The organism is Methylonatrum kenyense (assembly GCF_023195885.1).
GTDB classification, from domain to species: Bacteria; Pseudomonadota; Gammaproteobacteria; order Nitrococcales; family Aquisalimonadaceae; genus Methylonatrum; species Methylonatrum kenyense.
The window spans coordinates 84,735-110,094 of record NZ_JALPKO010000007.1; the positions used below are offsets into that span (position 1 = coordinate 84,735).

Below are 25,360 nucleotides of genomic sequence, written 5' to 3' on the forward strand. Positions count from 1 at the left end.
CTTTCTTTTCCAACTCCTAGACAAAAACAGTACACGCCAAGCCCTTTCCGCCGCAGTCCCGACTTTAACCGGCTGCGACAATCCGTGAGAATCGGCTTGATTCAAGGGACTGCAACAGGACAGACATGCGCGCCATTTTTTTGGTAGATAACGGATCACTCCAACCGGCGGCGACTTTCAACCTGCGCCGGGTGGCACGGCTTCTCGGCGAACAAACGGCGTTGGAAATAACTCCAGCCTCGCTGTTGCATTCCCACAAGATCCCGGCGGCTGATCTCGACGGAACGCCTGCGCCGACACTGGCTCCGCAGGTCAGCCGCGCCGCGCGGGCCGGCGTCAACGACGTGGTGGTGGTGCCCTTCTTCTTCGGGCCGAGCAAGGCACTGACCGATTACCTGCCCCGACGACTCGGGCAGATCCAGCAGGAGTGGCCGGAGCTTGCGGTTCGTGTGGCGGCGCCGCTGGTGGATTTGGAAGGCGCGTTGGACCTGCGGCTGGCGGAGATCCTGTGCGATGGCGTGCGGCAACACCTGACTGGCGGTGACCCCCCCTCGGTGGCGCTGGTGGATCACGGCAGCCCGATCCCGGAGGTCAGCGCGGTACGCAATGTGCTCGCGGGCCAACTGGCAGCCCTGCTGGGCGACGAAGTCGCGCGGCTGACACCGGCCTCAATGGAACGGCGCGAAGGCGACAGTTACCGGTTCAACGAACCACTGCTGGAGAATCTGCTGGACCGGCCCGGCTTCAATAGCGGCCTGGTCATCCTGTCCATGCTGTTCCTGTCCCCGGGGCGCCACGCCGGCGAGGAAGGCGATGTGCACGCGATCTGCGCGGCAGCAAGGGACCGCAACCCCGGATTATCGACGGCGATGACGGCCCTGGCCGGCGAGGACCCGCGCATCGTCGAGATTCTCGCCGACCGTCTTCAGGACGCCCTGACCGGTCGCCGTTACCTGCTGGATCTGCCGCCTGATCGCAAACCGGCGAAGAATCAGCCGAATGGCAAATAACGCCGCGAGGGAACGTGTGCCGCAAGAACGCGGCCGTCGATGGCCCTTTCAGCAGGTGCAAGACTCGATCGCCCTGGGGCCAGTGGAAGCTTTTTCCTGGCCTGACGTGCCTTCGGCCCACCAGGGCCAGGAAAAAACTTCCACTGCCCCGTACCACTCCGCCAAGGGATCACACCGCGCGGATCCGCTGCGCTTGATCCGCCCTACGGCCCTGCCTGGGTGTTGAACCTTCCAGGTTCGAACCCTGGGCATCTTCTACCCAACAAAAAACCGGGACCCCCGTTGGGGGCCCCGCACGGGCCGAGGTGATACGTATTGCACCGCCGCGTTGGAGTCCGCATTTTTTCCGAGGCAAGGCGCGCTGCGCAGCGCCGCAGTCATTCTGCGGTCAAGCAGCGCAACACGGACTCGGGGAAAATGCGGCCCAACCCGGAGGGCCCGGCCGGTTTTGGCCCCTGGCGGCGTTGCGTCACCGGCCCGGTAGCTATGGCTACCGAACCGGCACCGCGCCTTGCCAGATGACCAAAACCGGTCTCGGGCGCGGCGGTGCAATACGTATCACCTCGGCCCAGTTGGCTGGGGGACCAGGATTATTCGGCCCTTCGGGCCTCACCCCTTTGGGGCCGCAGTCGCTGCCGCTCCTGCGTTGGCTTCGCTGCGCTACGCGCTCGAACCTTCCAGGTTCGAACCCTGGCATCTTCTACCCAACAAAAAACCGGGACCCCCGCTGGGGGCCCCGGTTTCTTGTTGGCTGGGGGACCAGGATTCGAACCTGGGTTGACGGAGTCAGAGTCCGTAGTCCTACCGCTAGACGATCCCCCAATAAGCGGTTTAGCGCTTGGAGAACTGGGTGGCGCGGCGGGCCTTGTGCAGGCCGATCTTCTTGCGCTCGACCATGCGGGCGTCACGAGTGACGAAGCCGGCCCGGCGCAGGCTGCCACGCAGCTCACCGTCGTATTCCATCAGTGCGCGCGTGATGCCGTGGCGGATGGCGCCGGCCTGGCCGCTGGGGCCGCCACCGGAGACGGTGACATCGACATCGAACTTGTCGGTCGCCTCGACCAGTTCCAGCGGCTGACGCACGACCATGCGCGAGGTCTCGCGACCGAAATAGTCGTCAATCGACTTGCCGTTGATCGTGATCCGTCCGCCACCGGCCCGCAGAAAGACGCGAGCTGCCGAGGTCTTGCGGCGTCCGGTACCGTAATAATGCTGTTCTGCCATGTTCAATCCGTCCAGGTGGTTATCGGCTCGGCTCAGAGTTCAAGCGCCTTGGGCTGCTGGGCGGCGTGGCGGTGCTCGACGCCGGCGTAGATCTTCAGCTTTTTCAGCATGGAACGACCAAGCGGACCTTTCGGCAGCATGCCCTTGACGGCAATCTGCAGGGCTTCGCCAGGCTTGGACGCCTGCAGGCCCTGGAAATTGATGCTTTTCAGGTTGCCGATGTAACCCGTGTGCCGGTAATACATCTTGTCGCTGGCCTTGCGGCCGGTGACACGAAGCTTGTCCGCGTTGACCACGACGATGTAGTCGCCGGTATCCACATGCGGGGTGTACTCGGGCTTGTGCTTGCCACGCAGGCGATGGGCAATCTCCGAGGACAGACGACCAAGCGTCTTGCCGTCGGCATCAACCACGTACCAGTCTCGCTCGACGTCGGCCGGTTTCGCGCTAAAGGTCTTCATGTAAATCGTCCACCGTGTGGGAGCGCGTGCTCCGAATTGCGAAGGCTGCGGATAGTACCCGAAAGGTACAGCCCCTTCAAGCGCATCCGCCGAACCCTTATTGCCCAATCAGGAGCCGCCTGACGACCTGCCCGCCAAGCAGATGCCCTTCGATGATTTCATCCAGGTCCTCGCGATCCACATAGGTGTACCAGACCTCGTCCGGATAGATCACGACGACCGGCCCGTCCTCGCACCGATCCAGGCAACCAGCATTGTTGATCCGGACCTTCCCTGGACCATTCAGGCCCAGTTCCTTGACCCGCGACTTGACGTACGCCCGCGCCTCGGCGGCACCCTTGTCGGCGCAGCACTCGCGCTCACCGTCCCGGCAGTTGGTACAGAAAAATACATGGTGCTTGTAATAGGCCATGAAGTCGACGCTCCCTAGGGAAACACTGATCTATTCGCACGCCTGCGTTGGAGTCCGCATTTTTTCCGAGGCAAGGCGCGCTGCGCAGCGCCGCAGTGATTCTGCGGTCAAGCAGCGCAACACAGCATTCGGGAAAAATGCGGCCCAACCCGAAGGGCCCGGCCGGTTTTGGCCCCTGGCTGTGTTGCGTCACCGGCCCGGTAGCTCAGGCTACCGAACCGGCACCGCGCCTTGCCAGATGACCAAAACCGGTCTCGGGCGCAGACGCGGGAATAAATCAGTGTTTCCCTAGCGGAATTCGAGCCCAAGCGAGACTTCCTGACCGGGCTGCACATTCCGGCCGTAGAAGATTTCCGCCATTTCCCTTCGCAACTTGCGCCGGATCTCCTGTTTTTCGGCGTCGGACACCTGTTCCGCGGACTCGCCGAACAGGTAGTTCGACAGCCGTGGTTCCTTGAGCAGCATCTTGGTGTGAAACATGTTCTCCTGATACACGTTCACATCGATGGTGTGGTACTGCTCCTTGGTGTCCTGGGACAGGTAGTTCTGGATGGAATTGATCTCGTGATCGATGAAGTGCTTGTGACCCTCGACGTCACGGGTAAAGCCGCGCACCCGATAGTCCATCGTGACGATGTCGGAATCGAAGGAGTGGATCAGGAAGTTCAGCGCCTTCAGCGGCGAGATGACACCACAGGTGGAGACATCGATATCCGCCCGGAATGTGCTGACGCCGTGGTCCGGATGCGTCTCCGGATAGGTATGAACCGTAATGTGGCTCTTGTCGAGATGCGCCAGCACGATATCCGGCAATGGGCCCGGGGCCGCCTCGCCGATCTCCTCGCTGGGCACGGTTTCTTCCTCGGCAATCAGGATCGTGACGCTGGCGCCCTGCGGGTCGTAGTCCTGGCGAGCAATGTTCAGCACATTGGCGCCGATGATATTCGCCACCTGGGTCAGGATCTGGGTCAGGCGCTCCGCATTGTAGACCTCGTCAATGTAATCGATGTACGCCTGACGCTGGCCGGCGCTGCGCGCATAGCACACATCATAGATGTTGAAGCTCAACGACTTGGTCAGATTGTTGAAACCGTGAAGCCTGAGCGTGTCCCATTGCACCAAAAGCGAGCCCTCCCCCGACTCACGCGCCGCGTGATCGCGGCGAACGCATGATGGAATTCCTCAGCGTTGTTCGAGCACGTATTCGTGCGTCAGGTTCGCTGCCTTGCCGAGCATGATCGAGGCCGAGCAGTACTTCTCTGCCGACAGCCGCACGGCCCGCGCGACCGCCGCCTCACTCAGGCCTTCACCACTGACGTGGTAGACCAGATGAATGTCGGTGAAGACCTTGGGCGGGGTTTCAGCGCGCTTCGCCTGCACCTCGACCTGACAATCACTGACCGGATGCCGCCCCCGTTGCAGGATATACACCACGTCGAATGCGGTACATCCGCCGAGCCCCAGCAACAACATCTCCATCGGACGGGTACCGCGATTCCGGCCTCCGGCATCCGGCGGGCCGTCCATGACGACCGTGTGTCCACTGTCGGCGGTTCCTTCGAAGCTGGCCTCACCGAGCCATTTGACGGTGGCGTGCACTGGCACCTCCCGATTGATGTTCCGGACCGCCCCGCCGCAGGCAGCCGGCATCCGCCTGCCGCATCAATGACGGTTACAAAAAAGGGCTGGCATTATAATCACTGTGCCTCGCCGGGGAAACGTCGCTTTTGCAGCGCAGCAAAACCGGCCCGGCGGCGCGAGGCGATTGGAAACTTGCATCACGGGCGCTGGCATGTCCCCATAGGAAGATCAGTCGTCGAAGGATGCGAATCGATGGACAAAGTCGTGGGTTCCGCCAAGCGACCTTACCAGGACACAATCGAAGCACTTCTCAAGCACTGCCACAGACGACGCTATCCCGCGCGCAACGGCATCATCTTCGCCGGCGACGCATCGGACGCGCTGTATTACATCGTTGAAGGCTCGGTCAGTGTCGTCATGGAAGACGAGAATGGGCACGAAATCGTGCTTGCCTACCTGAACGCCGGTGATTTCTTCGGCGAACTGGGCCTGTTTGCGCAGGAAACCATTCGCAGTGCCTGGGTGCGGACACGGACGGCCTGCGAGGTGGCGGAAATCAGCTACAGCAAGTTCCAGCAGCTTGCGCACGCAGATCCGGAGATCGTGTTCTGCCTCGCTGCGCAAATGGCGGAACGGCTGAAACGCACCAGTCGCAAGGTCAGTGATCTGGCGTTCCTTGATGTCACCGGCCGGGTCGCCCGCACGCTGCTTGACCTGTGCCGCGAACCGGATGCCATGACCCATCCCGACGGCATGCAGATCCGCATCACCCGGCAGGAACTCGGCCGCATCGTCGGCTGCTCCCGCGAGATGGTGGGGCGGGTGCTGAAGGATCTTGAGGAACGGGAACTGATCTCGGTGTCCGGCAAGACGATGGTGATCTTCAATACGCGCTAGCGTTTTTACGTTTTACGTTTTACGTCAACAGCTTAAAACCTAAAACATTAGACTTTAAACAGTTCTTCCAACTTGTGGCCCGGCTCGTCGGCGCGCATGAAGCTTTCTCCGATCAGGAAGCCGTGCACACCGGCCTTGCGCATCGTGGCCACCTCTTCCCGGGTGGCAAGCCCGCTTTCGGTGACCAGCAGCGTTCCCGCCGGCACCCGGGGCAACAGCCGCAACGTCGTCCCGACATCGGTATCGAAGGTGCGCAGGTTTCGGTTGTTGATGCCGAGCAGGTCCGGCTCCAGCACCAGCGCCCGCTCCAGCTCGGCCTCATCATGCACTTCGACCAGCACATCCATGCCCAGCTCCCGTGCCAGGCCATCGAGTTCCGCCATGCGGTCGTCACTGAGGGCCGCCACGATCAAAAGGATACAGTCGGCACCGAGCATGCGCGCCTCCCAGACCTGGTAGGCGTCGATCATGAAGTCCTTCCGCAGCACCGGTAATTGGCAGGCCTGCCGGGCCTGCTGCAGGTAGAGGTCATGCCCCTGGAAGAAATCGCGATCGGTCAGCACCGACAGGCAGCTGGCGCCGCCCTTCTCGTAGCTGCGGGCGATCGCTGCCGGGTCGAAGTTCTCGCGAATCACGCCCTTGGACGGCGAGGCCTTCTTGATCTCGGCAATTACCGCCGCCTCGCCCTGATCGACGGCGCGTTTCAACGCACTGCGAAAACCACGGGCCGGTGGCGCGGAACGGGCTTCGTTGCGCAGGGTTTTGAGATCCAACGCCTGCGAGTTGGCGGCCACTTCCTCGGCCTTGCGACCAAGTATGCGCTTGAGGACATCCGGGGTATCGGGTTGCAGGTCCATAAAAACCTCAGGCCTTGGGCTGCGACTGCGAGAAGGCAACGAACTGGGCGAGTTTTTCGGCGGCACCCCCGGAGTGCAGGATTTTCTGGGCGCGCAGCACACCGTCGGCCAGCGACTCGGCAAGGCCTGCAAGATAGATCGCGGCACCGCCATTGAGCGCGATCATGTCGCTGGCAGGCCCCGGCTCACCCGAGAACGCGGTACGAATCATCGCGAGACTGTGCTGCGCGTCTTTCACCCGCACCGCATCGAGGCCCACGCGGGTCATGCCGAAATCCTCGGGGCGAATGGTGTATTCGCGGATCACACCATCGCGCAACTCGGCGACCTGGGTCTCTCCACTGATGGTGATCTCGTCCAGACCATCCTCGGCGTGGACCACCATCACATGCCGGCTGCCAAGCTGCTGCAGCACGCTGGCGATCGGCAACACCAGACTGGGGGAAAAAACGCCCAGCAACTGATTGGGTGCCCCCGCCGGGTTGGTCAGCGGACCCAGCACGTTGAAAATGGTGCGCACCGCCATCTCCTTTCGTGGGCCGATGGCGTACCTCATGGCCGAGTGGTAAAGCGGCGCGAACAGGAACCCCACGCCGACCTGCTCGACGCTTTCGGCAACCTGGGGCACATCCAAGTCCAGCCGCGCCCCGGCCGCCTCGAGCAGATCGGCGCTACCGGAGGAACTCGACACGGAGCGGTTGCCGTGCTTCGCCACCCGGCCGCCAGCGGCTGCGACCACGAAGGCGGTGGCGGTGGAGACATTGAACGTACCCGAGGCATCGCCTCCGGTACCACAGGTATCCACCAGATGGTCCGTCGATACCGGCACGGCAGTCGCCAGCTCACGCATCACCCGGGCGGCAGCGGTAATCTCGTCGACGGTCTCGCCCTTCATCCGCAGACCGACCAGAAAGCCGCCGATCTGGGCCGGGGTCGCCTCGCCGGTCATGATCGTGCGCATGACCGAAGCCATGTCGTCCACGCTTAGATCGCGGCTGTCGACGACCGAGCGAATCGCGGTTTGCATATCCATCGCATCTACCTGCCTGTCTGCTGGGTTTGTCTACCGATCTCAGCCGGCGACCACGTTGGGCTGCCGGTCACGTGGCCCGAGGAAATTTGCGAGCAGTGCATGACCGTCGGTGGTCAGGATCGATTCCGGATGAAACTGCACGCCTTCCACATCCAGTTGGCGATGCCGGAAACCCATGATTTCCTCCTGGCTGCCGTCCGGATTGCGGGTCCAGGCGGTGACCTCAAGGCAATCGGGCAGGCTGTCGGCGGCGACCACCAGCGAATGATAACGGGTCGCCGTCATCGGATTGGGCAGTCCTCGAAACACGCCCACATCCTTGTGATGGATGTCGGAAACCTTGCCGTGCATGACCCGGCCGGCATGCACCACCTGACCACCAAACGCCTGACCAATTGCCTGATGACCGAGACAGACCCCGAGCAGCGGCACCCGCCCGGCGAAATGCCGCACCACATCCAGCGAAACGCCGGCCTCGTTGGGGGTACAGGGGCCCGGCGACAGCACGATCCGCTCCGGGCCCAGCTTCTCGATCTCATGGATACCGATGGCGTCATTGCGGAAGACCCGGACGTCGGCACCCAGCTCACCGAAGTACTGCACCAGGTTGTAGGTAAACGAGTCGTAATTGTCGATCATCAGCAGCATGCCGGTCCTCTCCTCGCCTGCAGCTCAGTCGTCCAGTCCGCGTTCCGCCATGGCGACGGCACGGAACAGCGCCCGCCCCTTGCTGAGCGTCTCTTCCCACTCCGCATTGGGCACCGAGTCATACACCACACCGGCCCCCGCCTGCACGTGCACCTGGCCATCCTTGATGACCGCGGTGCGAATGGCGATGGCGGTATCCATGTTGCCGCTCCAGGACCAGTAGCCGATGGCACCCGAATAGATGCCGCGGCGTGTCGGCTCCACCTCGTCGATAATCTCCAGCGCACGGATCTTGGGCGCCCCGGACAGCGTGCCGGCGGGGAAGGTCGCACGCAGCACGTCCAGCGGCGACAAGCCGGACCGCAACCGGCCGGTGACATTGGAAACGATATGCATGACGTGGGAGTAACGCTCGATGGTCATCTGGTCCGTGACCCGCACCGACCCGGTTTCGCTGACCCGGCCGACGTCATTGCGACCCAGATCGATCAGCATCAGGTGCTCGGCCAGTTCCTTCGGGTCGGCCAGCAGCTCGGCCTCCAGGGCCTGATCCTCCGCCTCGTTGGCACCCCGCCGACGGGTGCCGGCGATGGGCCGCAACGTGACCTCGCCGTCCTCGACACGGACCAGGATTTCCGGCGAGGAGCCCACCACATGAAACTCGTCCAGATTGAGGTAGAACATGTACGGCGAGGGATTGGTGCAGCGTAGCGCCCGATACAGGTCCAGCGGCGGCGCCGTGTAGTCGGCCGTCATGCGCTGGGACGGCACCACCTGCATGGCGTCACCGTCGATGATGTAGTCACGAATGCGGCTGACGGCGGCCTCGAAATCCGCCTGCGGAAAGCCGAAGCGGAAATCCGTCTCGTCAACCTGCCGCGGGGCATGTGGCACCCGGTAGTCGCCGCCATTCCCCTGGCGCAGGGTGCGCACCAGCTGGTCAAGGCGTGCCGTGGCCTGCTGCAGGGCAGCGTCCTGCCGTGGATCGACATTGACCACCAGATACAGCCGGCCGCCGAGGTTATCGAACACCAGCACCTCGTCGGCCACCATCATCAGGATATCGGGCACACCGAGCTCATCGGGCTGACCGCGCTGCGCCAGCCGAGGCTCGATGTAGCGGATCGTGTCGTAGCCAAAATAGCCGGCAAGGCCACCGATGAAACGTGGCAGGTGGTCGAAGCCGGGCGGCTCGGCCACCTTGTAGCTGGCCTGGTAGGCCTCCAGCCACTGCAACGGGTCATCCAGCCGCTGATCAAATTCGGCAACGCCATCGCGGTGCACGGTGACCCGATGGTCCATGACCCGCACCACGGTTCGCGCCGGCAACCCGATGATCGAGTAACGGCCCCATTTCTCGCCGCCCTGGACAGACTCCAGCAGAAACGAATACGGGCCGTCCGCCAGCTTCAGGTAGGTGCTGAGCGGCGTATCCAGATCCGCCAGCACCTCGCGGATGACCGGAATGCGGTTGTAGCCGGCCTCGGCCAGCGCATCGAAAGCCTGTTTATCCATAGGAACTACCGTCGCGGCTTGCCGGCCGCCGCGGGCACCGACCGATGTCGATTTCCGCGGACCGGGCTCGCCTGTCAGGCCGCCTCGCGCAGTATCTGTTGCAGCTCGGTCAGCTTGTCGATCACCGGCACACCACACTCGCGGATGTTGCCAGTCGGATTGTAGCCATAGCTGACACAGGCAATCGCGGTCCCGGCATTGGCCGCGGCGCGGATGTCGGTAATCGAGTCACCCACCATCAGGGTCTGTTCGGCAGTCGCTCCCAGTGCCTGCATCGCATGCCGCAACGGCGCCGGATCCGGTTTCTTCTGCGGCAGGCTGTCGCCACCGACCACCACCGGAATCAGCTCGGGGCCGAGACCGATCTCTCGCAACAGATCACGGGACAAGTCCTCCGGCTTGTTGGTCACGCATCCCAGGCGATAGCCCTCGGCATGGAGCTGGTCGACACACTCGCGAACCCCGGGGTAGAGCACGCTGCGAACGCAGAGCGCCTCCCGGTAGGCCTCCAGGAACAGCGCCAGGGCGCGTTGCCGATCGGCCTCTGGCGGCATACCGTCCATGGTGCCTGTCAGGGCACGATCCATCAGTTTCTGCGCACCATTGCCAATCCATTTCCGCGCCAGGGCCTCGCCACGCGACTCACGCCCCATGGCAAGCAGCGCCTTGTCCATGGCCACGGCGATGTCAGGTGCCGAGTCCACCAGCGTGCCGTCAAGATCAAACAGCAGGGTCGTGATTCCCTTCATGCGAATTCCTCGAAAAACAGGTCTATGGTGCAAGCCCGGCGGGCTCAGCCCAGCAATCCGAAGCGGCCGCCGCTGGCGACCACGACCACGACGATGCCGAGCAGCAGATTCGCGCCGACCAGCTTGCGCAACATGGCCAGGGCATTACCGCCGGCCTGCCAATCCTGCCGGTCCACGGCATCACGCAGGGCACGGAACGGCAGGAAGAACGCGACCAGGAACAGCACAACCATGATCCAGCTCAAGCCATGCATGACATGCACATGGGTCGGCCAGTTGGCCATCGTCTGCCAGATGCCGAAACCGAGCCAGTAGCCGGTCAGCGTCATGATCAAACTCGCCTTCCAGACCCAGACGAAGAACTTGGCGAGAACGCGACGCCAGAGCATGAGCCGCTCCGGGGCCTCGAGCACACTGGCCGCAACCGGCCGCAGAATGATCCACGCGAAGAACATGCCGCCAACCCAGATGACGGCAAACAGCACATGCAGGAGACTGGCAAGGCTTAGCACGGCAGCGCACTCCTCGAATCGAACAATGGCCGGACCGCCGCCGAACCAGCGGCAAGCGATCCCGAGGGCGCGAAGAATAGCATGGCGGGCGGACTCACTGGACTACCGCCCATCAACTTGCGGCGACCAGCAAACCGGCGGAACTGATTCCGAGCCCGTCACGCACCTGCTGCAGTACGTCCTGGAAATGCCGGCTGCCGCGCAATCGTGCCAGCTGCAGGCCGCCCTGCAGCTGGGCAAGAATCGCGACTGCTACCGCCCGACTGGCGCCCTCCAGACGGATATCCTGCGCGCGACGCCCCTCCTCAAGCACTGCCGCGAGCCAGGTCTCCAGGTCAGCTGCCAGGCCGGCCGCCTCGGCCTGAACCGCCTGCGTAACGTTCTCGAACTCGACGCAGACCACCCCTAGCGGACAGACCTTGCCTTCCAGGCAGTACCGGCTTTCCAGTTCCAGAAATCTCGCCACTTTCTGCGCCGGCGTCAGCCCCTGCCGCTCGACCTGCTCGGTCCACCAGCGGAAGCTGTCCCGATAGCGACTGAGCAAGGCAACCCCAAGATCTGCCTTGCTCGGGAAATGGTAATGAATCGCGGCATTGCGCACCCCCAACTGGGCGGCAATATGCTGATAGCTGAAACCGCTGAAACCGCGGCGCTGAAACAGTTCCGCGGCCGCATCGAGAATCCGTTTGCGGGTACTTCTGGCTGCGCTCACTGGTGCCTCACCTGGTTGCCTCACACCGCCGCTCTGCGGCCGGGCCCGGTGTTCGGTTCGATCCGGTCCGGACAAGGCCTCTTCCCCCAAGCCTCGCAACCCGGGGGCGCGTAAAACGGTTCAAAGGTTCTTTACTGTTGAAGCCTACCATCGTCGGCGATTATCCCGCCGCATCCAGTCGGCGCCGAACGCCGTACCGCAGACGAAATCAGTGCTTGCAGTGCATGCCAAATGATGTACATTCCCTGTACAAATATTAATACGGTATTAGGCGATGCGTATTGCGGTGGTCGGCGGAGGAATCTCGGGACTTTCGGCAGCCTGGCTACTGAGCAGGCGTCACGAGGTCATGCTTTTCGAAGCGAATGATTACATCGGCGGTCATTCGAACACCGTTGATGTCCCGGGACCGGGTTCGACGCCGGTGGCCGTCGACACGGGTTTCATCGTCTTCAACGAACGCAATTATCCGCACCTGACGGGGCTTTTGCAGACGCTCGGCGTCGTCACCCGATCCAGCGACATGTCGTTCGGCTTCAGTGACCGTCGCAGCGGCCTGGAGTGGGCGGGCGACAACCTCAACAGCCTGTTCGCCCAGCGCCGCAACCTGTTGAACCCGGGCTTTATCGCGATGACGCTGGATATCCTCCGGTTCAATCGTGCGGGCAAGCGGTTTCTGCGGATGCGGGGCGGCGACGCCATGTCACTCGGAGAGTTCCTGCGAGAAATCGGTGCGGGGTCGGCCCTGCGCGACCACTACCTGCTGCCGATGGCGGCGGCGATCTGGTCCTGCCCTCCCGATACGATGCTGGACTTCCCGGCCCGCCGTTTCCTGCACTTCTTCGACAATCACGGCCTGATCGACTTACGCAACCGACCCCAGTGGCAAACAGTGCTCAACGGATCACGCGAGTACGTGCGGCGCATGCGCCCGGCAATCAGCGGCGGCAGCCATTGCAATACCCCGGTACGGCGGGTTCGGCGCAAGGCTGGCGCGGTGGAACTGTTCGGCGACCAGGGATCCCTTGGCGAATACGACCAGGTGGTCCTCGCCAGCCACGCCGACCAGGCCCTGGCGATGATCGAAGAGCCCGGGTTCTGGGAGGCAAAGCTGCTGGGCAGCATCCGTTATCAGCGCAACGAGGCCTGGCTGCACCGGGACCCGGGGCTCATGCCCAGCTCCGGGCGTGTCTGGTCTTCGTGGAACTACCTGGCCGGCAACGGGCAGTCCCAGGCCTGTGTCAGTTACTGGATGAACCGACTGCAGGAGCTGCAGACGAACCAGCAGTGGTTCGTCACGCTCAACCCGCCGGAACCCCCTGCGGAAGCCTTGGTCTTCCGTCGTATGGACTACGATCACCCGGTCTTTGATATGACCGCAATGCGGGCCCAGGAGATGCTGCCGCAGATCCAGGGACAGGACCGGATCTGGTTTTGCGGTAGCTACCGGGGCTATGGCTTCCACGAGGACGCGCTGCGTTCGGCGGTCGAGGTGGCAGCCGCGTTCGACATCCATCCGCCGTGGCAGTCCAACCCGAATCTTGCTGCCGCCAAGCCGCATCGGGAACCGGCTGACGTGCAGATGGAGACCTCCTGAGTCGTGACAGCGGCGTTATACATCGGCAGCGTCATGCACCGGCGCCTGGTGAAGCCACGGCTGCATTTTCGCTACCGTCACTTCGCTCTGCTGCTGGACATTGATCAGCTCGACCGCGACCTGTCCGCGACCAGGCTGCTATCTCGGAACCGATTCAACCTGTTCTCGTTCCATGACCGGGACCATGGCCCGCGCGACGGCTCACCCCTGCGCCCCTGGATCGACCGGATTCTGCGCGGAGCGGGAATTCATCTGCAGGGCGGCAGCGTCCGGCTTCTCTGCATGCCGCGCACGCTGGGATACGGTTTCAATCCGTTGAGCAGCTGGTATTGCCACCATGCAGACGGCAGCCTGCGGGCCGTGCTTTGCGAGGTGCGCAACACCTTCGGCGAACACCATGGCTACCTGCTGCACCAGCGAGGCGAACCGCTGGCAGCAACCGTTCGCTCCGCGGCGAACAAGCAGTTTCACGTGTCGCCGTTTTTCCCTGTCCAGGGCCGCTACGAGTTCAGCATCCAGCCTCCGGCGGACCGCGTGCGCATCGGGATCCGCCTGATCAGTAACGAAACCGTCCAGCTACTTGCCGGCCAGCACGGCCGACATCGCCCGCTAAATGATCGCGAGTTGCTACGGCTGGCACTGCGCCAGCCGTTCAGCAGCCTGAAGGTAATCGCCAGCATTCACTGGCAGGCCCTGAAGCTCTGGCTGCGAGGCGCCCGCTATCACTCGAAACCACAACCTCCGCAACAGGAGATCAGCTGATGGATGCCGAGCGCACTGCCGAACGCGGTCAACTTGCGTTTAGGCCCTCTCGCAGCTGGCATGGGCGCCTGCTGAACCGCGCGCTGTCGCGCATCGAACACGGCGAGCTGGATGTCCGCATGGGCGACGGCAGCCGCTACCTGCACCAGGGCGCCAAGTCCGGCCCGAAGGCGCGAATCATGGTACATCGGCCCGGTCGGCTGGTCTGGCGCCTGGCGACCAGCGGCGGCCTGGGGCTGGATGACGCCTTCCTCGCCGGCGACTGGGAAACCGACGAGCTGTCGGATTTCCTGACCCTGATGGCTGCCAACGAGCACTGTTTCGGACGGCTCGGCGAGCCCCGGCTGCTGGCCCGCATTGTCACAGGGCTGGTCCATCGGCGCCGACGCAACACCCGGCGCGGCAGCCGACGCAACATCGCCGCCCACTATGACATCGGCAACGATTTCTACCAGGAATGGCTCGATCCCGGCATGACCTACTCCGCGGCACTGTTCGACCGGCAGGACGAGGACCTGGAGCAGGCGCAGCAACGCAAGTACGGTTCCATCCTGGAGCGTCTCGACCTGCAGGCCGGCCAGCACATCCTGGAAATCGGCTGCGGCTGGGGCGGTCTCGCGGAGGCCGCCGCCCGACGTGGGGCAAGGGTCACCGGCATCACGCTGTCACGGGAGCAACTGGACTTCGCCCGCCGCCGGATCGAACGGGCGGGCCTGTCGCATCTGGTCCGGCTCCGCTTGCAGGATTACCGGGATGTCGAGGGTCAGTTCGACCACGTGGTCTCGATAGAGATGTTCGAGGCGGTGGGCCGGGACTACTGGCAGACCTTCTTCGAGTGCCTGCGCAAGCGGTTGAAACCGGGTGGCCGCGCCGCCCTCCAGATCATCACCATGGATGCAGAATTCTTCGAACGCTACCGCCTGAATCCCGACTTCATCCAGCGCTATATCTTCCCCGGCGGCATGCTGCCAACGGTTTCGGAGCTTCGTACCATCGTCCAGCGGCTGGGGCTGGATCTTGCGGAAACCCAGTTCCACGGCCGGCACTATGCGGCCACGCTGCACCGCTGGCACGAACGGTTCAACATGGCCTGGCACCGGATACAGCTGCTTGGCTTCGACGAACGATTCCGCCGCATGTGGCGCTACTACCTGGCCTACTGCGAGGCCGGCTTCCGGACCGGTCGTATCGACCTGATGCAGACCGCCCTGATCACGACACCCGGACACGAGGCTTGACCGCCACCACCCCGGTAAAGCGCAGGACCGTTTTCTTCTACGGCCTGCCCGGGCTGCCTTTGGCGGTGCTCGGGATACCGTTGTATGTCTTCCTGCCGCCGTTCTATGCCGAGACCGTGGGCATCGCCGCGGTGGGTGTCATCCTGCTTGCGGCCCGCTTGTGGGACGTGGTTACCGATCCGCTGGTCGGTGCCATCGGTGATCGCCTGGACAACCGGCTGGGCCGACGCAAGACCCTGATCCTGATCGGCACACCATTGTTGTTGCTGGCAGTCGACCAGCTCTTCCGGCCGCCGGACGGCGCTGGCATGCTGCACCTGCTGGGCTGGAGCTTTCTGGTCTACCTGGCGTGGACGCTTGTTGCCCTGCCCTACACGGCCTGGGGTGCGGAACTGTCTCCGGATTACGACCAGCGATCCAGCATCGCCGGCAGCCGCGAGGGATTCGTCATCGTCGGCATGCTGCTGGCCATTGCCCTGCCAGCGATCATGGTGCCGGATGGCAGCCCCGGCGAATCCCTCGCCTGGCTTGCCGGCATGCTCTGGATCAGCGTTCCGCTGGCGCTGGGCGCGACCCTGCTGCTGGTTCCGGAACCGCGCAACCTGTTGCCACCGGTACCCTGGCGTGAGGGCCTCCTGTTACTGAAGGAAAACAGGCCGTTCTTCCGCCTGCTGGTGGCCTACATCCTGAACGGCATGGCCAACGCCCTGCCTGCCACGCTGTTCCTGCTGTTCGCCCAGCACGTGCTGGTTGCCGACGACTGGGCCGGCGTCATGCTGATTACCTATTTCGCCGCCGGCCTGGCCGGGATTCCGTTGTGGTTGTGGCTTGCGCGCCGGATCGGCAAGCACCGCGCCTGGGCATGCTCCATGCTCTGGGCTGCGATGATTTTCGCCTGGGTGCCGCTGCTCGGCGCGGGTGACATCTGGCCGTTCCTGGGGATCTGCCTGATGTCCGGGCTGAGCCTCGGCATCGACATGGCGCTACCGGCGTCCATCCAGGCAGACCTGGTGGACCGTGACACGGCCCGGGGAGGCGGCCAGCGCACCGGGCTGTTCTTCGGCCTCTGGGGCATGGCCACCAAACTGGCCCTGGCATTGGCCGTTGGCCTCGCGTTTCCGCTACTGTCGCTGAGCGGGTTCGACGCCGGCGCCAGTGAACCCGACGGGCTGCTGGCCCTGGCGCTGCTGTACGGGTTGGCGCCAATTCCGTTCAAGCTGGCCGCCGTCTGGCTGATGTGGAGCTTTCCGGTGGATCGCGAAACCCAGCAGCACTGGCAGCAGCAGGTCCGCGAGCTGGAACAGGTCGACGAGACTGGGCCGGGTCTCATACGCTAGACTGCAGGGTTTGGAGAACCGGCGTTTTCTCGAAGGAGCGCCCATCGTCATGACGAGGGTTTTTACCGTGTCCCGACACCTGATCGCACTGCCCGGACTGCTCGCCTGCGCGGCACTTCTCGGTGCTTGTGCATCGTCCGATCGTAATGCCGAGCAAGAGGCGGCGGAGCCGCAGGCCCGCTACCCCACCCAGGAAATGCAGCAGAACGCGCTCGGCGATCGCGAGGCCGAGGACGAGAGCGGCGGCTGGTTCTCCGGGCTCCGTGGCCTATTCAGCAGCGACCGCGGCGGTGAGCGACCCATGACCTACCAGGAGCGGGAACGCCAGCGCCGGGGCGGCGGCGGACCTGCGCGCCAGGAGAATTACGGCAGCGGCCCGGCACCGGAACGGCGGCAACGGGATCAGCGCCAGGAGTGGGATCCGGCGGCCATGGATAGCCGCGACCAGGAAATCCGTGAACTGGAAATGGAGCTGGCCATGCTGGAGGCCGGTGAGGATGACCGCGGCTTCCTGCAGGCCCTGCGCGGCCTCGTTGTACCCGGCGGTGACAACGGCGGCACTCGGGACTTCCAGCAGGTTCAGCGCGAGCGTTACCAGTCCACAACAACGAGCCGGGGTGGTGAGCGCCGCATGCAGCAATCGGAGCGCGAGGAACGGATTGCCGCGCTGCGCGAGGAACTGGAACAAAGGGAGCGCGCGGCCTGGGACGAACGGCTGCGGGAAACCGAGCGCAGTGATGCACGCGGGCCACGCACCCGCGTCGGTGTGATTCTCAGCGGAGAGGACCGGGACCGGTTGGAGACCGCCTTCAAAGCGGCGGCGCTGGATATGCCGATTCGCCTGATCAGTGATCGCCGGACGCGTGATGCCGTCGAGCGGGCCGGGTGCAGTATCGAGAACGCGAGTGCCTGTGCGGAAACGCTGCGGCGCGATCTGGGCCTGCGCATGCTGATCGAAGTCCGTGTCACGGATGACCAGCGCGTTGCCGTGCGTAACCATGACCTGGAGATGCAGGGTGCGATGAGTGAACGCCGGCTGGCGCCGGGTACGCCCAGCGGCCGCGTCTCGGCCCGATCCCTGGAGGAATTGGGGGAGAACGTGCTCCGCGACTCGCTGGAACAGGCACGTCGCATGCCCTGGTTCGCACGGCCTGTGGATGCCGCCGCCGAGGAGCGCTGGATCATCAATGCAGGGCGCGCCTCCGGGCTGACCGCCGGACAACAACTGCGGGTGCACCAGCCCGGCCGGCTAATTCGCGGACCCGAGGGTCAGCCGCGGAGCTGGTTGCGGGGACCCGCCATCGGTGTGGTCGAGGTCACCGACCTGGAAGACGAGGATCGCGCCAGGGTCCGGCTGCTGGATGGCCAGGGACCGGCGTCGGAGTCGGTGCTGATTCCGCAAGGATAGGCGGCCTCCGGCAGACTCAGCATAAAAAAACCCCGCTTATGCGGGGTTTTTTCTTGGCTGGCTTTCCGTCCTAGCCCTAGCCGGCGCGGTCGCTCAGCACCTTGACCGCGGGCAGGGTCTTGCCCTCGAGAAACTCGAGGAAGGCACCGCCGCCGGTGGAGATATAGGACACCTGATCGCCGATGCCGTACTTGGCAACGGCCGCCAGCGTGTCGCCACCACCTGCGATGGAAAACGCCGGACTTTCGGCAATGGCCTGGGCCAGCGCCTTGGTGCCCGCTCCGAACTGATCGATCTCGAACACGCCCACCGGGCCATTCCAGACAATGGTACCGGCTTCCTTCAGCCGTTCAGCGTAGATGCGCGCAGTTTCAGGGCCGATGTCCAGGATCAGGTCATCGTCGGCCACATCGGCCACCGCCTTGGTTTCAGCAGCGGCGTCCTCGGAAAACTCCTTGGCCGTAACCACATCCACCGGCACCGGAATCTCGCCACCCTTGGCCCGGGCCTGCTCCATCAGGCGCCTGGCCTCGTCCACCAGATCCGCCTCGTACAGGGATTTACCCACCGGATAGCCGGCGGCGGCGATGAAGGTGTTGGCAATACCGCCACCGACGATCAACTGATCGACCACACCGGCCAGGGATTCCAGCACGGTCAGCTTGGTCGAGACCTTCGATCCGCCCACGATTGCCGTCATTGGCCGCTTCGGTTCCTCTAGCGCCTTGCCCAGCGCATCCAGCTCGGCTGCCAGCAGCGGGCCGGCGCAGGCCACCGGCGCAAACCGGGCCACGCCGTGGGTCGAGGCCTGGGCACGGTGGGCGGTGCCGAAGGCGTCCATGACGTAAACGTCACAGAGCGCCGCCATCTTTTTCGACAGGGCCTCGTCGTCCTTTTTCTCGCCGGCGTTGAAGCGCACGTTCTCGCACATCACCACTTCGCCTTCGCCAACCTCGACGCCATCCAGCCAGTCGGCCACCACCCGGACAGGCTGGCCCAGCAGGCCTTCCAGGTGCTTGGCCACCGGTGCCAGCGAGGCCTCCGGGTCGAACTGACCCTCCTCGGGACGGCCGAGGTGACTCATCAGCATGACCCGGGCGCCGCCATCCAGTGCCGCCTGAATGGTTGGCAGCGAGGCACGAATACGGGTGTCGTCGCCGATCTGGCCGTTTTTCACCGGCACGTTCAGGTCTTCGCGGATCAGGACGCGCTTGCCCTTCAGATCCAGGTCGGTCATGCGCAAAATCGTTGCCATGATCTGTCTCCTTACAGGTTTCTTGAAATCGGTCAGTGCTGAAATCGGGCCGCCCAGCGATCCGCCACCTCGAGCATGCGGCAGGCGAAGGCCCATTCGTTGTCGAACCAGGCCATTACGGTCAGCAGACGTCCGCCACTGACCCGGGTCTGGGTCAGGTCGACGATGCTGGACCGGGTGTCATGATTGAAGTCGCAGGACGCATGCGGCAGGTCGGTCCAACCCAGCACCCGATTGCATCCCGCCTTCAGAATCGCGTTGACTTCCGCCTCGTCGGTGTCGCGGGCCAGCAGCAGATTCAGCTCCATGACCGAGACATTCATCGTCGGCACCCGCAGATGCCGTGCGTGGATCCGTCCCTCCAGTTCTGGCAACAACCGCTCGACCCCGCGCGCCAGTTCGGTGGACACCGGAATCACCGAGTGCATCGCCGAGCGGGTGCGGCGCAGGTCGCTGCGATGATAGCCGTCCAGCAGGGGCTGGTCGTTCATCGCCGAATGCAGCGTGGAAATACCGGCTGCCTCGACCCCCAGCGCCCGGTGCAGCAACTGCAGTAGCGGCACCACACAGTTGGTCGTGCAGGACGCGTTCGACACCAGCCTCGCCGCCGCGGGGATCGCCTCCTCGTTGACCCCCATCACCACGGTGATGTCCGTGTCCTCGCGGGTATTCATCGGCTGCGAAAGCAGCAAGCGGGGACACCCTGCGGCCTGGTAGCGCTCGGCGGTGGTCCGGTCACCGAAACTGCCGGAACATTCCAGCAACAGATCGATACGCAAGGCCGCCCAGTCCACATCCTCGGGCTCGGTGGCGTGAAACACGCGAATCCGGCGGCCATTCACCGACAATGCCGTGCCGTCCTCCTTCACCTGGCCGGGAAACCGGCCATGGGTGGAGTCGAACTGGCTCAGGTAGGCCATGCTGGCCAGATCCTGGGGCTCGTTGATCGCCACCACCTGGATCCGGTCCGCGTCGCCACGTTCATGCAGGGCGCGCAGCACACAGCGGCCGATACGCCCGTAGCCATTGATGGCGACGCGGAGCATGCGCCGCGGATCAGCCCTGCAGCAGGGCCTTCGCCCGCTTCACGACGTTTTCGGTGGTAAAGCCGAAGTGCTTGAACAGATCACCGGCCGGCGCCGACTCGCCGTAGCTGCTCATGCCCACCACATCGCCGTCCAGGCCGACATACTTGTGCCAGCCGTCGACGTGCGCGGCTTCGATGGCGAGCCGCTTGCCGACCGCCTTCGGCAGCACCGACTCGCGGTAGGCCGCATCCTGCTGCTCGAACACCTCGAGGCAGGGCATGGAGGCAACGCGCACCTTGACGCCGGCGTCAGTCAGCTCCTGCCAGGCATTGACCGCCAGTTCCACTTCCGAACCGGTGGCGATCAGCAGCAACTCCGGCTCGCCGTCGCAATCCTTCAGCACGTAACCGCCCCGGACCACGTCGGCGAGCTGCGCCTCGTCCCGGGGCTGATGCGGCAGACCCTGACGGGTCAGAACCAGCGAGGTCGGGCCATCCTGGCGCTCGATACCGGCACGCCATGCGGCAACGGTCTCGACCACGTCGCAGGGCCGCCAGACGTGCATGTTCGGAATCATCCGCAGGCTCGGCACATGCTCCACCGGCTGGTGGGTCGGACCGTCTTCACCCAGACCGATGGAATCATGGGTATAGACCAGCACCACGCGCTGCTTCATCAGGGCAGCCATGCGCACGGCGTTGCGGGCGTAGTCGGAGAACACCAGGAAGGTGCCGCCATAGGGCAGCAGACCACGATGCAGGGCAACGCCGTTCATCACCGCGGTCATACCGAACTCGCGCACGCCATAGTGGATGTAGTTGCCGCCGGCCTCGCTGGTGCTGATGACCTTGCTGCCGGACCAGTTGGTGTTGTTGGAACCGGTCAGGTCCGCCGAGCCACCGAGGAATTCCGGCAGCACCGGACCGAAGCCTTCGATCACGGACTGCGAGGCCTTGCGGGTCGCGACTTTCTCCGCCTTGTCGTTGGCTTCACGCAGCAGCTTGTCGGCGGCAGCGGCGAAGTCCGCGGGCAGATCGCCGCGCATCCGGCGCTGGAATTCGGCGGCCAGCTCCGGGTGTGCCTTCTGGTAGGCGGCGAAGGTTTCGTTCCAGGCATCCTCGGCGGCCTTGCCGGCCTCGACCGCATTCCAGCCCTGGTAGATCTCGTCCGGCACCTCGAACGGTGGATGATGCCAGCCGATGGCCTCGCGGGTCGCCGCCACTTCGTCATCGCCCAATGCCGCACCGTGCACGCCATGGGTACCCGCCTTGTTCGGCGAGCCCATGCCGATCACGGTCTTGCAGCAGATCATGCTCGGCTTGTCCGTGACCGACCGGGCTTCTTCGATCGCCTTCCTGACCGCCTCGCTGTCATGGCCGTCGACATTCTCAACCACGTGCCAACCGTAGGCCCGGAAGCGCTCCGGCGTATTGTCGGTAAACCAGCCCTCTACCTCACCGTCAATGGAGATGCCGTTGTCATCGTAGAACACCGTGAGCTTGCCCAGACCCAGCGTGCCGGCCAGCGAGCAGGCCTCGTGGGACACACCTTCCATCAGGCAGCCGTCGCCGATGAAGCACCAGGTGCGATGATCGACCACGGCATGATCCGGGCGGTTGAACTGGCTTGCCAGCACCTTTTCCGCCAGCGCCATGCCGACGGCATTGGCCAGCCCCTGACCCAGCGGGCCGGTGGTGGTCTCGATACCCGGGGCATAGCCGTGCTCCGGGTGACCTGCAGTCTTGGCATGCAGCTGACGGAAGTTCTTCAGTTCTTCCATCGGCAGGTCATAGCCGCTGAGATGCAGCAGGCTGTAGATCAGCATGGAACCGTGGCCGTTGGAGAGGACGAAGCGATCACGATCGACCCAGTCCGGGTTGCGCGGGTTGTGGCGCAGATAATCGTTCCACAGCATTTCCGCGATTTCGGCCATCCCCATCGGCGCACCAGGGTGCCCCGAATTGGCCTTCTGCACCGCGTCCATACTCAATGCTCGGATGGCGTTCGCCAGGTCTTTACGCGACGTCATGAGTCGACTACTCCTCTCTGGATTCAGAATTCTGGGCGCGCACCACAACTGTGTCCGCCGGGTTGCGGAGCTCTGGCGACCCCTTTGAAAACCTCGCACTGCGACGGACGACTGCCCCGATCGGTGCCGTGAAAAGTCGGCAATTTTCTCTAAGTTTGGGTGCAGCAGCAAGCCGGCATATATAAGTGTTGCTCGCCGCGAGCATAATCCGGGCGGAACCGACCGCGGCGAGCGACGTCAACGGACTGGAAATTTCACGGCGAGACCTTACACTTGACAGTCTTTTGCGGACGTCGCCCACGGTTGGAGGAGGCAGACGGTTGAGCGAGTTTCTCTTTACCTCGGAATCGGTGTCCGCCGGGCATCCGGACAAGATGGCGGACCAGATTTCCGATGCGGTGCTGGACGCAATTCTGTATCAGGATCCGAACGCCCGCGTGGCCTGCGAGACCCTGACCAAGACCGGCATGATACTGCTGGCCGGCGAGATCAAAGTGGCGGACCACGTGAATGTGGACTTCGAGTCCATTGCCCGGGATACCGTGAAGCGAATCGGCTATACCGACTCGTCAATGGGCTTCGACTGGGAGACCTGCGCCTTCATCAACGCGCTTGGCAAGCAGTCCATGGACATCAACCAGGGCGTCGACCGCAATTCCCCCGAGGAACAGGGTGCCGGCGACCAGGGCCTGATGTTCGGCTACGCCTGCGACGAAACCGATGTACTGATGCCGGCGGCAATCACCTACGCGCACCGGCTGGTACAGCGGCAATCGGAGCTGCGCGCCAGCGGTGAACTGGCATGGCTGCGGCCGGACGCCAAGAGCCAGGTGACGCTGCGTTACCGCGACGGCCGGCCCTTCGCCGTCGACACCGTCGTCCTGTCGACCCAGCATGCGGATTCTGCCAAGGACGCCGAGATCCGCCAGGCGGTGATAGAGCAGATCATCAAGCCGGTCCTGCCGGAAGAGTGGATCACCGCGGACACACGCTACCTGGTCAACCCGACCGGCCGTTTCGTGGTCGGCGGGCCGATGGGCGACTGCGGTCTGACCGGCCGCAAGATCATCGTCGATACCTATGGCGGCATGGCCCGCCATGGTGGCGGCGCATTCTCGGGCAAGGACCCGTCCAAGGTGGACCGCTCTGCCGCGTATGCCTGCCGCTATGTGGCCAAGAACGTCGTTGCTGCCGGCCTGGCACGGAAATGCGAGGTCCAGGTGTCCTATGCCATCGGTGTGGCAGAACCCACCTCGATCATGGTCGATACCTTCGGCACCGGCGAGATCGACGACCGCCAGATCGAGGTGCTGGTGCGTGAGCACTTCGATCTCAAGCCCTGGGGCATTATCACGATGCTGGATCTGCTGCGCCCGATCTATTCCCCAACCGCGGCTTATGGTCATTTCGGCCGCAACGGTGATCAGTTCACCTGGGAGCGAACCGATCGTGCCGAGGCCCTGCGGATCGCAGCCGCCGCCTGAACACGATCTTTCGGTGAAGGCCGAGGAGCGCTGCAACGGGAGTCTCCCTGCCAGGCTTGGCCCTCACCACCCTTAATTGAACGGCGCTCAGCGAATGCGGGGAACGGCAGGCGTTCTCCCGGGAAGGAGTCAGCACCATGAATGCAGTGGTTGAAACCAGGGCATCCGACTACATCGTGCGCGACATCGGCCTGGCTGACTGGGGTCGCAAGGAAATCGGCATTGCCGAAACCGAGATGCCGGGTCTGATGGCGGTGCGCGAGGAATACCGCGCGCAGCAGCCGCTGAAGGGCGCGCGCATCGCCGGCAGTCTGCACATGACCATCCAGACCGCGGTCCTGATCGAGGCACTGGTGGAACTCGGTGCCGAGGTACGCTGGGCGTCCTGCAACATCTATTCGACCCAGGACCATGCTGCGGCGGCGATCGCCGCCGCCGGCGTGCCGGTGTTCGCCTACAAGGGCGAGAGCCTGGAGGAATACTGGGAGTACTGTCACCGCATCTTCGATTTCGCGGATGGACAGACGGCCACCACCATCCTGGACGATGGCGGTGATGCCACCCTGCTGCTGAACCTTGGGGCGAAGGCGGAACAGAATCCGTCGGTGCTGGACAATCCGGGCAGCGACGAGGAAAAGGCGCTGTTCGGCAGCATTCGTGCCCGGCTGGAGACCGATCATGGCTGGTACGGCCGCGCACTGGCCGCCATCCAGGGGGTAACCGAGGAAACCACCACCGGCGTCAACCGCCTGCTGCGGATGGAAAAGGACGGCTCGCTGCCGTTCCCGGCGATCAACGTCAACGACTCGGTGACCAAGTCCAAGTTCGACAACCTCTATGGCTGCCGTGAATCACTGCTGGACGGGCTGAAACGCGCCACCGACGTGATGATTGCCGGCAAGATCTGCGTGGTCTGCGGTTACGGCGATGTCGGCAAGGGCTGCGCGCAAAGCCTGCGCGGCCAGGGTGCCACCGTCTGGGTGACCGAGGTGGATCCGATCTGCGCGCTGCAGGCGACCATGGAAGGTTACCGCGTGGTGACCATGGAAGACGCGGCCGCGCAGGCCGATATCTTCGTCACCGCCACCGGCAACTACAAGGTGATCAACCACGATCATCTGGTGCAAATGAAGCACAATGCCATCGTCTGCAACATCGGTCATTTCGACAACGAGATCGATGTCGCCAGCCTGAAGCAGTACCCTTGGGACAACATCAAGCCGCAGGTGGACCACATCACCCTGCCCAGCGGCAACCGCATCATCCTTCTGGCCGAAGGCCGGCTGGTGAACCTGGGCTGTGCCACCGGCCATCCCAGCTTTGTCATGTCCAACTCGTTCACCAACCAGGTACTTGCCCAGATCGAACTGGTGCAGCACCGGGAGCGGTACGAGAACAAGGTCTACGTCTTGCCGAAGCACCTGGATGAAAAGGTCGCGGCGCTGCATCTGGAGAAGCTCGGTGCCAGACTGACCAGGCTGACGGAGGAGCAGGCCGACTACCTCGGGATCGAGGTTGCCGGACCGTTCAAGCCGGACACCTACCGGTACTAGGCGGTCCCGCGTCCGGGCCTCTCGCCCCGTCGGCAAAACTGCCGCCGGGGCGTTCCTC

General features: G+C 63.9%; 24 protein-coding genes, 1 tRNA gene and 1 riboswitch. Of the genes, 9 read left to right on the forward strand and 16 right to left on the reverse strand.

All coding sequences use genetic code 11. The features are described 5' to 3' along the window. The first annotated feature begins 125 nt into the window (after positions 1-125). A complete protein-coding gene (locus M0534_RS09740; protein WP_248568235.1) occupies positions 126-1,010 on the forward strand; it encodes a sirohydrochlorin chelatase in 885 nt (294 codons plus the stop codon). Between the two features lie 748 nt (positions 1,011-1,758). Here the strand turns inward: M0534_RS09740 and M0534_RS09745 are convergent. The 6 genes from M0534_RS09745 to M0534_RS09770 form a co-directional block, all read right to left on the reverse strand. Further along, positions 1,759-1,832 (reverse strand) — tRNA-Gln (locus M0534_RS09745). 9 nt (positions 1,833-1,841) lie between these two features. Then, positions 1,842-2,234: a 30S ribosomal protein S9 gene (gene rpsI / locus M0534_RS09750; protein ID WP_248568236.1), complete on the reverse strand. Its 393-nt coding sequence runs from the start codon at positions 2,232-2,234 to the stop codon at positions 1,842-1,844. 32 nt (positions 2,235-2,266) lie between these two features. Continuing rightward, positions 2,267-2,695: a 50S ribosomal protein L13 gene (gene rplM, locus M0534_RS09755; RefSeq protein ID WP_248568237.1), complete on the reverse strand. Its 429-nt coding sequence runs from the start codon at positions 2,693-2,695 to the stop codon at positions 2,267-2,269. A 97-nt stretch (positions 2,696-2,792) separates the two neighbouring features. Further along, the gene (locus M0534_RS09760) at positions 2,793-3,107 is read right to left on the reverse strand and encodes a (2Fe-2S) ferredoxin domain-containing protein (RefSeq protein ID WP_248568238.1); all 315 of its coding nucleotides are present in this window, start codon (positions 3,105-3,107) and stop codon (positions 2,793-2,795) included. Positions 3,108-3,395: 288 nt separating this feature from the next. After that, positions 3,396-4,226, reverse strand: coding sequence for an adenosylmethionine decarboxylase (gene speD / locus M0534_RS09765; RefSeq protein WP_428348690.1), 831 nt, complete (start codon positions 4,224-4,226; stop codon positions 3,396-3,398). Between the two features lie 63 nt (positions 4,227-4,289). After that, complete coding sequence (locus M0534_RS09770; RefSeq protein ID WP_248568240.1) at positions 4,290-4,706, reverse strand: OsmC family protein; 417 nt, start codon at positions 4,704-4,706, stop codon at positions 4,290-4,292. Positions 4,707-4,940: 234 nt separating this feature from the next. Here M0534_RS09770 and crp point away from each other — a divergent pair, with 234 nt between their 5' ends. Then, positions 4,941-5,585 (forward strand): cAMP-activated global transcriptional regulator CRP, encoded by a 645-nt coding sequence (gene crp, locus M0534_RS09775; RefSeq protein WP_248568241.1) that lies wholly within the window; start codon positions 4,941-4,943, stop codon positions 5,583-5,585. A gap of 47 nt (positions 5,586-5,632) precedes the next feature. On the opposite strand, the gene trpC is transcribed toward crp, so the two are convergent. The 7 genes from trpC to M0534_RS09810 form a co-directional block, all read right to left on the reverse strand. Then, a complete protein-coding gene (trpC, locus tag M0534_RS09780; RefSeq protein ID WP_248568242.1) occupies positions 5,633-6,442 on the reverse strand; it encodes an indole-3-glycerol phosphate synthase TrpC in 810 nt (269 codons plus the stop codon). Between the two features lie 7 nt (positions 6,443-6,449). After that, positions 6,450-7,475 (reverse strand): anthranilate phosphoribosyltransferase, encoded by a 1,026-nt coding sequence (gene trpD / locus M0534_RS09785; protein WP_248568243.1) that lies wholly within the window; start codon positions 7,473-7,475, stop codon positions 6,450-6,452. Between the two features lie 39 nt (positions 7,476-7,514). Further along, a complete protein-coding gene (locus M0534_RS09790) occupies positions 7,515-8,123 on the reverse strand; it encodes an anthranilate synthase component II (RefSeq protein WP_248568244.1) in 609 nt (202 codons plus the stop codon). A gap of 24 nt (positions 8,124-8,147) precedes the next feature. Further along, positions 8,148-9,638, reverse strand: a complete 1,491-nt coding sequence (gene trpE, locus M0534_RS09795) for an anthranilate synthase component I (protein ID WP_248568245.1) — start codon at positions 9,636-9,638, stop codon at positions 8,148-8,150. A gap of 74 nt (positions 9,639-9,712) precedes the next feature. Further along, positions 9,713-10,387 (reverse strand): phosphoglycolate phosphatase, encoded by a 675-nt coding sequence (locus M0534_RS09800; protein WP_248568246.1) that lies wholly within the window; start codon positions 10,385-10,387, stop codon positions 9,713-9,715. Positions 10,388-10,431: 44 nt separating this feature from the next. Next, positions 10,432-10,899 carry a CopD family protein gene (locus M0534_RS09805; RefSeq protein WP_248568247.1) on the reverse strand — a complete coding sequence of 156 codons (468 nt, stop codon included), beginning with the start codon at positions 10,897-10,899 and terminating at the stop codon, positions 10,432-10,434. A gap of 112 nt (positions 10,900-11,011) precedes the next feature. Further along, positions 11,012-11,611 (reverse strand): TetR/AcrR family transcriptional regulator, encoded by a 600-nt coding sequence (locus M0534_RS09810; RefSeq protein WP_248568248.1) that lies wholly within the window; start codon positions 11,609-11,611, stop codon positions 11,012-11,014. 274 nt (positions 11,612-11,885) lie between these two features. Here M0534_RS09810 and M0534_RS09815 point away from each other — a divergent pair, with 274 nt between their 5' ends. Genes M0534_RS09815 through M0534_RS09835 form a run of 5 tightly spaced genes read left to right on the forward strand, consistent with a single transcriptional unit; the run spans position 11,886 to position 17,953 of the window. Then, on the forward strand, positions 11,886-13,208 hold the full coding sequence (locus M0534_RS09815) for an NAD(P)/FAD-dependent oxidoreductase (RefSeq protein ID WP_248568249.1): 1,323 nt from the start codon (positions 11,886-11,888) through the stop codon (positions 13,206-13,208). A gap of 3 nt (positions 13,209-13,211) precedes the next feature. Further along, a complete protein-coding gene (locus M0534_RS09820; protein ID WP_248568250.1) occupies positions 13,212-13,970 on the forward strand; it encodes a DUF1365 domain-containing protein in 759 nt (252 codons plus the stop codon). Next, on the forward strand, positions 13,970-15,208 hold the full coding sequence (locus M0534_RS09825) for an SAM-dependent methyltransferase (RefSeq protein WP_248568251.1): 1,239 nt from the start codon (positions 13,970-13,972) through the stop codon (positions 15,206-15,208). Before M0534_RS09820 ends, M0534_RS09825 begins: the two co-directional genes overlap by 1 nt. Next, positions 15,205-16,545, forward strand: coding sequence for an MFS transporter (locus M0534_RS09830; RefSeq protein WP_248568252.1), 1,341 nt, complete (start codon positions 15,205-15,207; stop codon positions 16,543-16,545). Before M0534_RS09825 ends, M0534_RS09830 begins: the two co-directional genes overlap by 4 nt. Before the next feature lie 49 nt (positions 16,546-16,594). After that, positions 16,595-17,953 (forward strand): hypothetical protein, encoded by a 1,359-nt coding sequence (locus M0534_RS09835; protein ID WP_248568253.1) that lies wholly within the window; start codon positions 16,595-16,597, stop codon positions 17,951-17,953. A 76-nt stretch (positions 17,954-18,029) separates the two neighbouring features. On the opposite strand, the gene M0534_RS09840 is transcribed toward M0534_RS09835, so the two are convergent. From M0534_RS09840 to tkt, 3 genes are read right to left on the reverse strand one after another with little or no spacing between them, the layout of a single operon-like run. Beyond that, the gene (locus M0534_RS09840; RefSeq protein ID WP_248568254.1) at positions 18,030-19,208 is read right to left on the reverse strand and encodes a phosphoglycerate kinase; all 1,179 of its coding nucleotides are present in this window, start codon (positions 19,206-19,208) and stop codon (positions 18,030-18,032) included. Positions 19,209-19,240: 32 nt separating this feature from the next. Next, positions 19,241-20,254, reverse strand: a complete 1,014-nt coding sequence (locus M0534_RS09845) for a type I glyceraldehyde-3-phosphate dehydrogenase (RefSeq protein ID WP_248568255.1) — start codon at positions 20,252-20,254, stop codon at positions 19,241-19,243. 10 nt (positions 20,255-20,264) lie between these two features. Then, complete coding sequence (tkt, locus tag M0534_RS09850; RefSeq protein WP_248568256.1) at positions 20,265-22,265, reverse strand: transketolase; 2,001 nt, start codon at positions 22,263-22,265, stop codon at positions 20,265-20,267. Positions 22,266-22,585: 320 nt separating this feature from the next. Between tkt and metK the strand changes: the two genes are divergently transcribed. After that, a complete protein-coding gene (metK, locus tag M0534_RS09855; protein WP_248568257.1) occupies positions 22,586-23,749 on the forward strand; it encodes a methionine adenosyltransferase in 1,164 nt (387 codons plus the stop codon). Positions 23,750-23,765: 16 nt separating this feature from the next. After that, positions 23,766-23,845: riboswitch (S-adenosyl-L-homocysteine riboswitch) on the forward strand. 41 nt (positions 23,846-23,886) lie between these two features. Further along, positions 23,887-25,302 (forward strand): adenosylhomocysteinase, encoded by a 1,416-nt coding sequence (gene ahcY, locus M0534_RS09860; RefSeq protein ID WP_248568258.1) that lies wholly within the window; start codon positions 23,887-23,889, stop codon positions 25,300-25,302. Positions 25,303-25,360 lie beyond the last annotated feature (58 nt).

What these genes read in the sequence shown, in the direction of transcription:
- tkt (WP_248568256.1), bottom strand. Translation starts at nt 22,265, where the DNA reads ATGACGTCGCGTAAAGACCTGGCGAACGCCATCCGAGCATTGAGTATG.
- trpD (WP_248568243.1), bottom strand. Translation starts at nt 7,475, where the DNA reads ATGGATATGCAAACCGCGATTCGCTCGGTCGTCGACAGCCGCGATCTA.
- M0534_RS09835 (WP_248568253.1), top strand. Translation starts at nt 16,595, where the DNA reads ATGACGAGGGTTTTTACCGTGTCCCGACACCTGATCGCACTGCCCGGA.
- M0534_RS09790 (WP_248568244.1), bottom strand. Translation starts at nt 8,123, where the DNA reads ATGCTGCTGATGATCGACAATTACGACTCGTTTACCTACAACCTGGTG.
- rplM (WP_248568237.1), bottom strand. Translation starts at nt 2,695, where the DNA reads ATGAAGACCTTTAGCGCGAAACCGGCCGACGTCGAGCGAGACTGGTAC.
- M0534_RS09815 (WP_248568249.1), top strand. Translation starts at nt 11,886, where the DNA reads ATGCGTATTGCGGTGGTCGGCGGAGGAATCTCGGGACTTTCGGCAGCC.
- M0534_RS09760 (WP_248568238.1), bottom strand. Translation starts at nt 3,107, where the DNA reads ATGGCCTATTACAAGCACCATGTATTTTTCTGTACCAACTGCCGGGAC.
- M0534_RS09845 (WP_248568255.1), bottom strand. Translation starts at nt 20,254, where the DNA reads ATGCTCCGCGTCGCCATCAATGGCTACGGGCGTATCGGCCGCTGTGTG.
- trpE (WP_248568245.1), bottom strand. Translation starts at nt 9,638, where the DNA reads ATGGATAAACAGGCTTTCGATGCGCTGGCCGAGGCCGGCTACAACCGC.
- crp (WP_248568241.1), top strand. Translation starts at nt 4,941, where the DNA reads ATGGACAAAGTCGTGGGTTCCGCCAAGCGACCTTACCAGGACACAATC.
- M0534_RS09840 (WP_248568254.1), bottom strand. Translation starts at nt 19,208, where the DNA reads ATGGCAACGATTTTGCGCATGACCGACCTGGATCTGAAGGGCAAGCGC.
- rpsI (WP_248568236.1), bottom strand. Translation starts at nt 2,234, where the DNA reads ATGGCAGAACAGCATTATTACGGTACCGGACGCCGCAAGACCTCGGCA.
- M0534_RS09825 (WP_248568251.1), top strand. Translation starts at nt 13,970, where the DNA reads ATGGATGCCGAGCGCACTGCCGAACGCGGTCAACTTGCGTTTAGGCCC.
- M0534_RS09740 (WP_248568235.1), top strand. Translation starts at nt 126, where the DNA reads ATGCGCGCCATTTTTTTGGTAGATAACGGATCACTCCAACCGGCGGCG.
- trpC (WP_248568242.1), bottom strand. Translation starts at nt 6,442, where the DNA reads ATGGACCTGCAACCCGATACCCCGGATGTCCTCAAGCGCATACTTGGT.
- ahcY (WP_248568258.1), top strand. Translation starts at nt 23,887, where the DNA reads ATGAATGCAGTGGTTGAAACCAGGGCATCCGACTACATCGTGCGCGAC.
- M0534_RS09800 (WP_248568246.1), bottom strand. Translation starts at nt 10,387, where the DNA reads ATGAAGGGAATCACGACCCTGCTGTTTGATCTTGACGGCACGCTGGTG.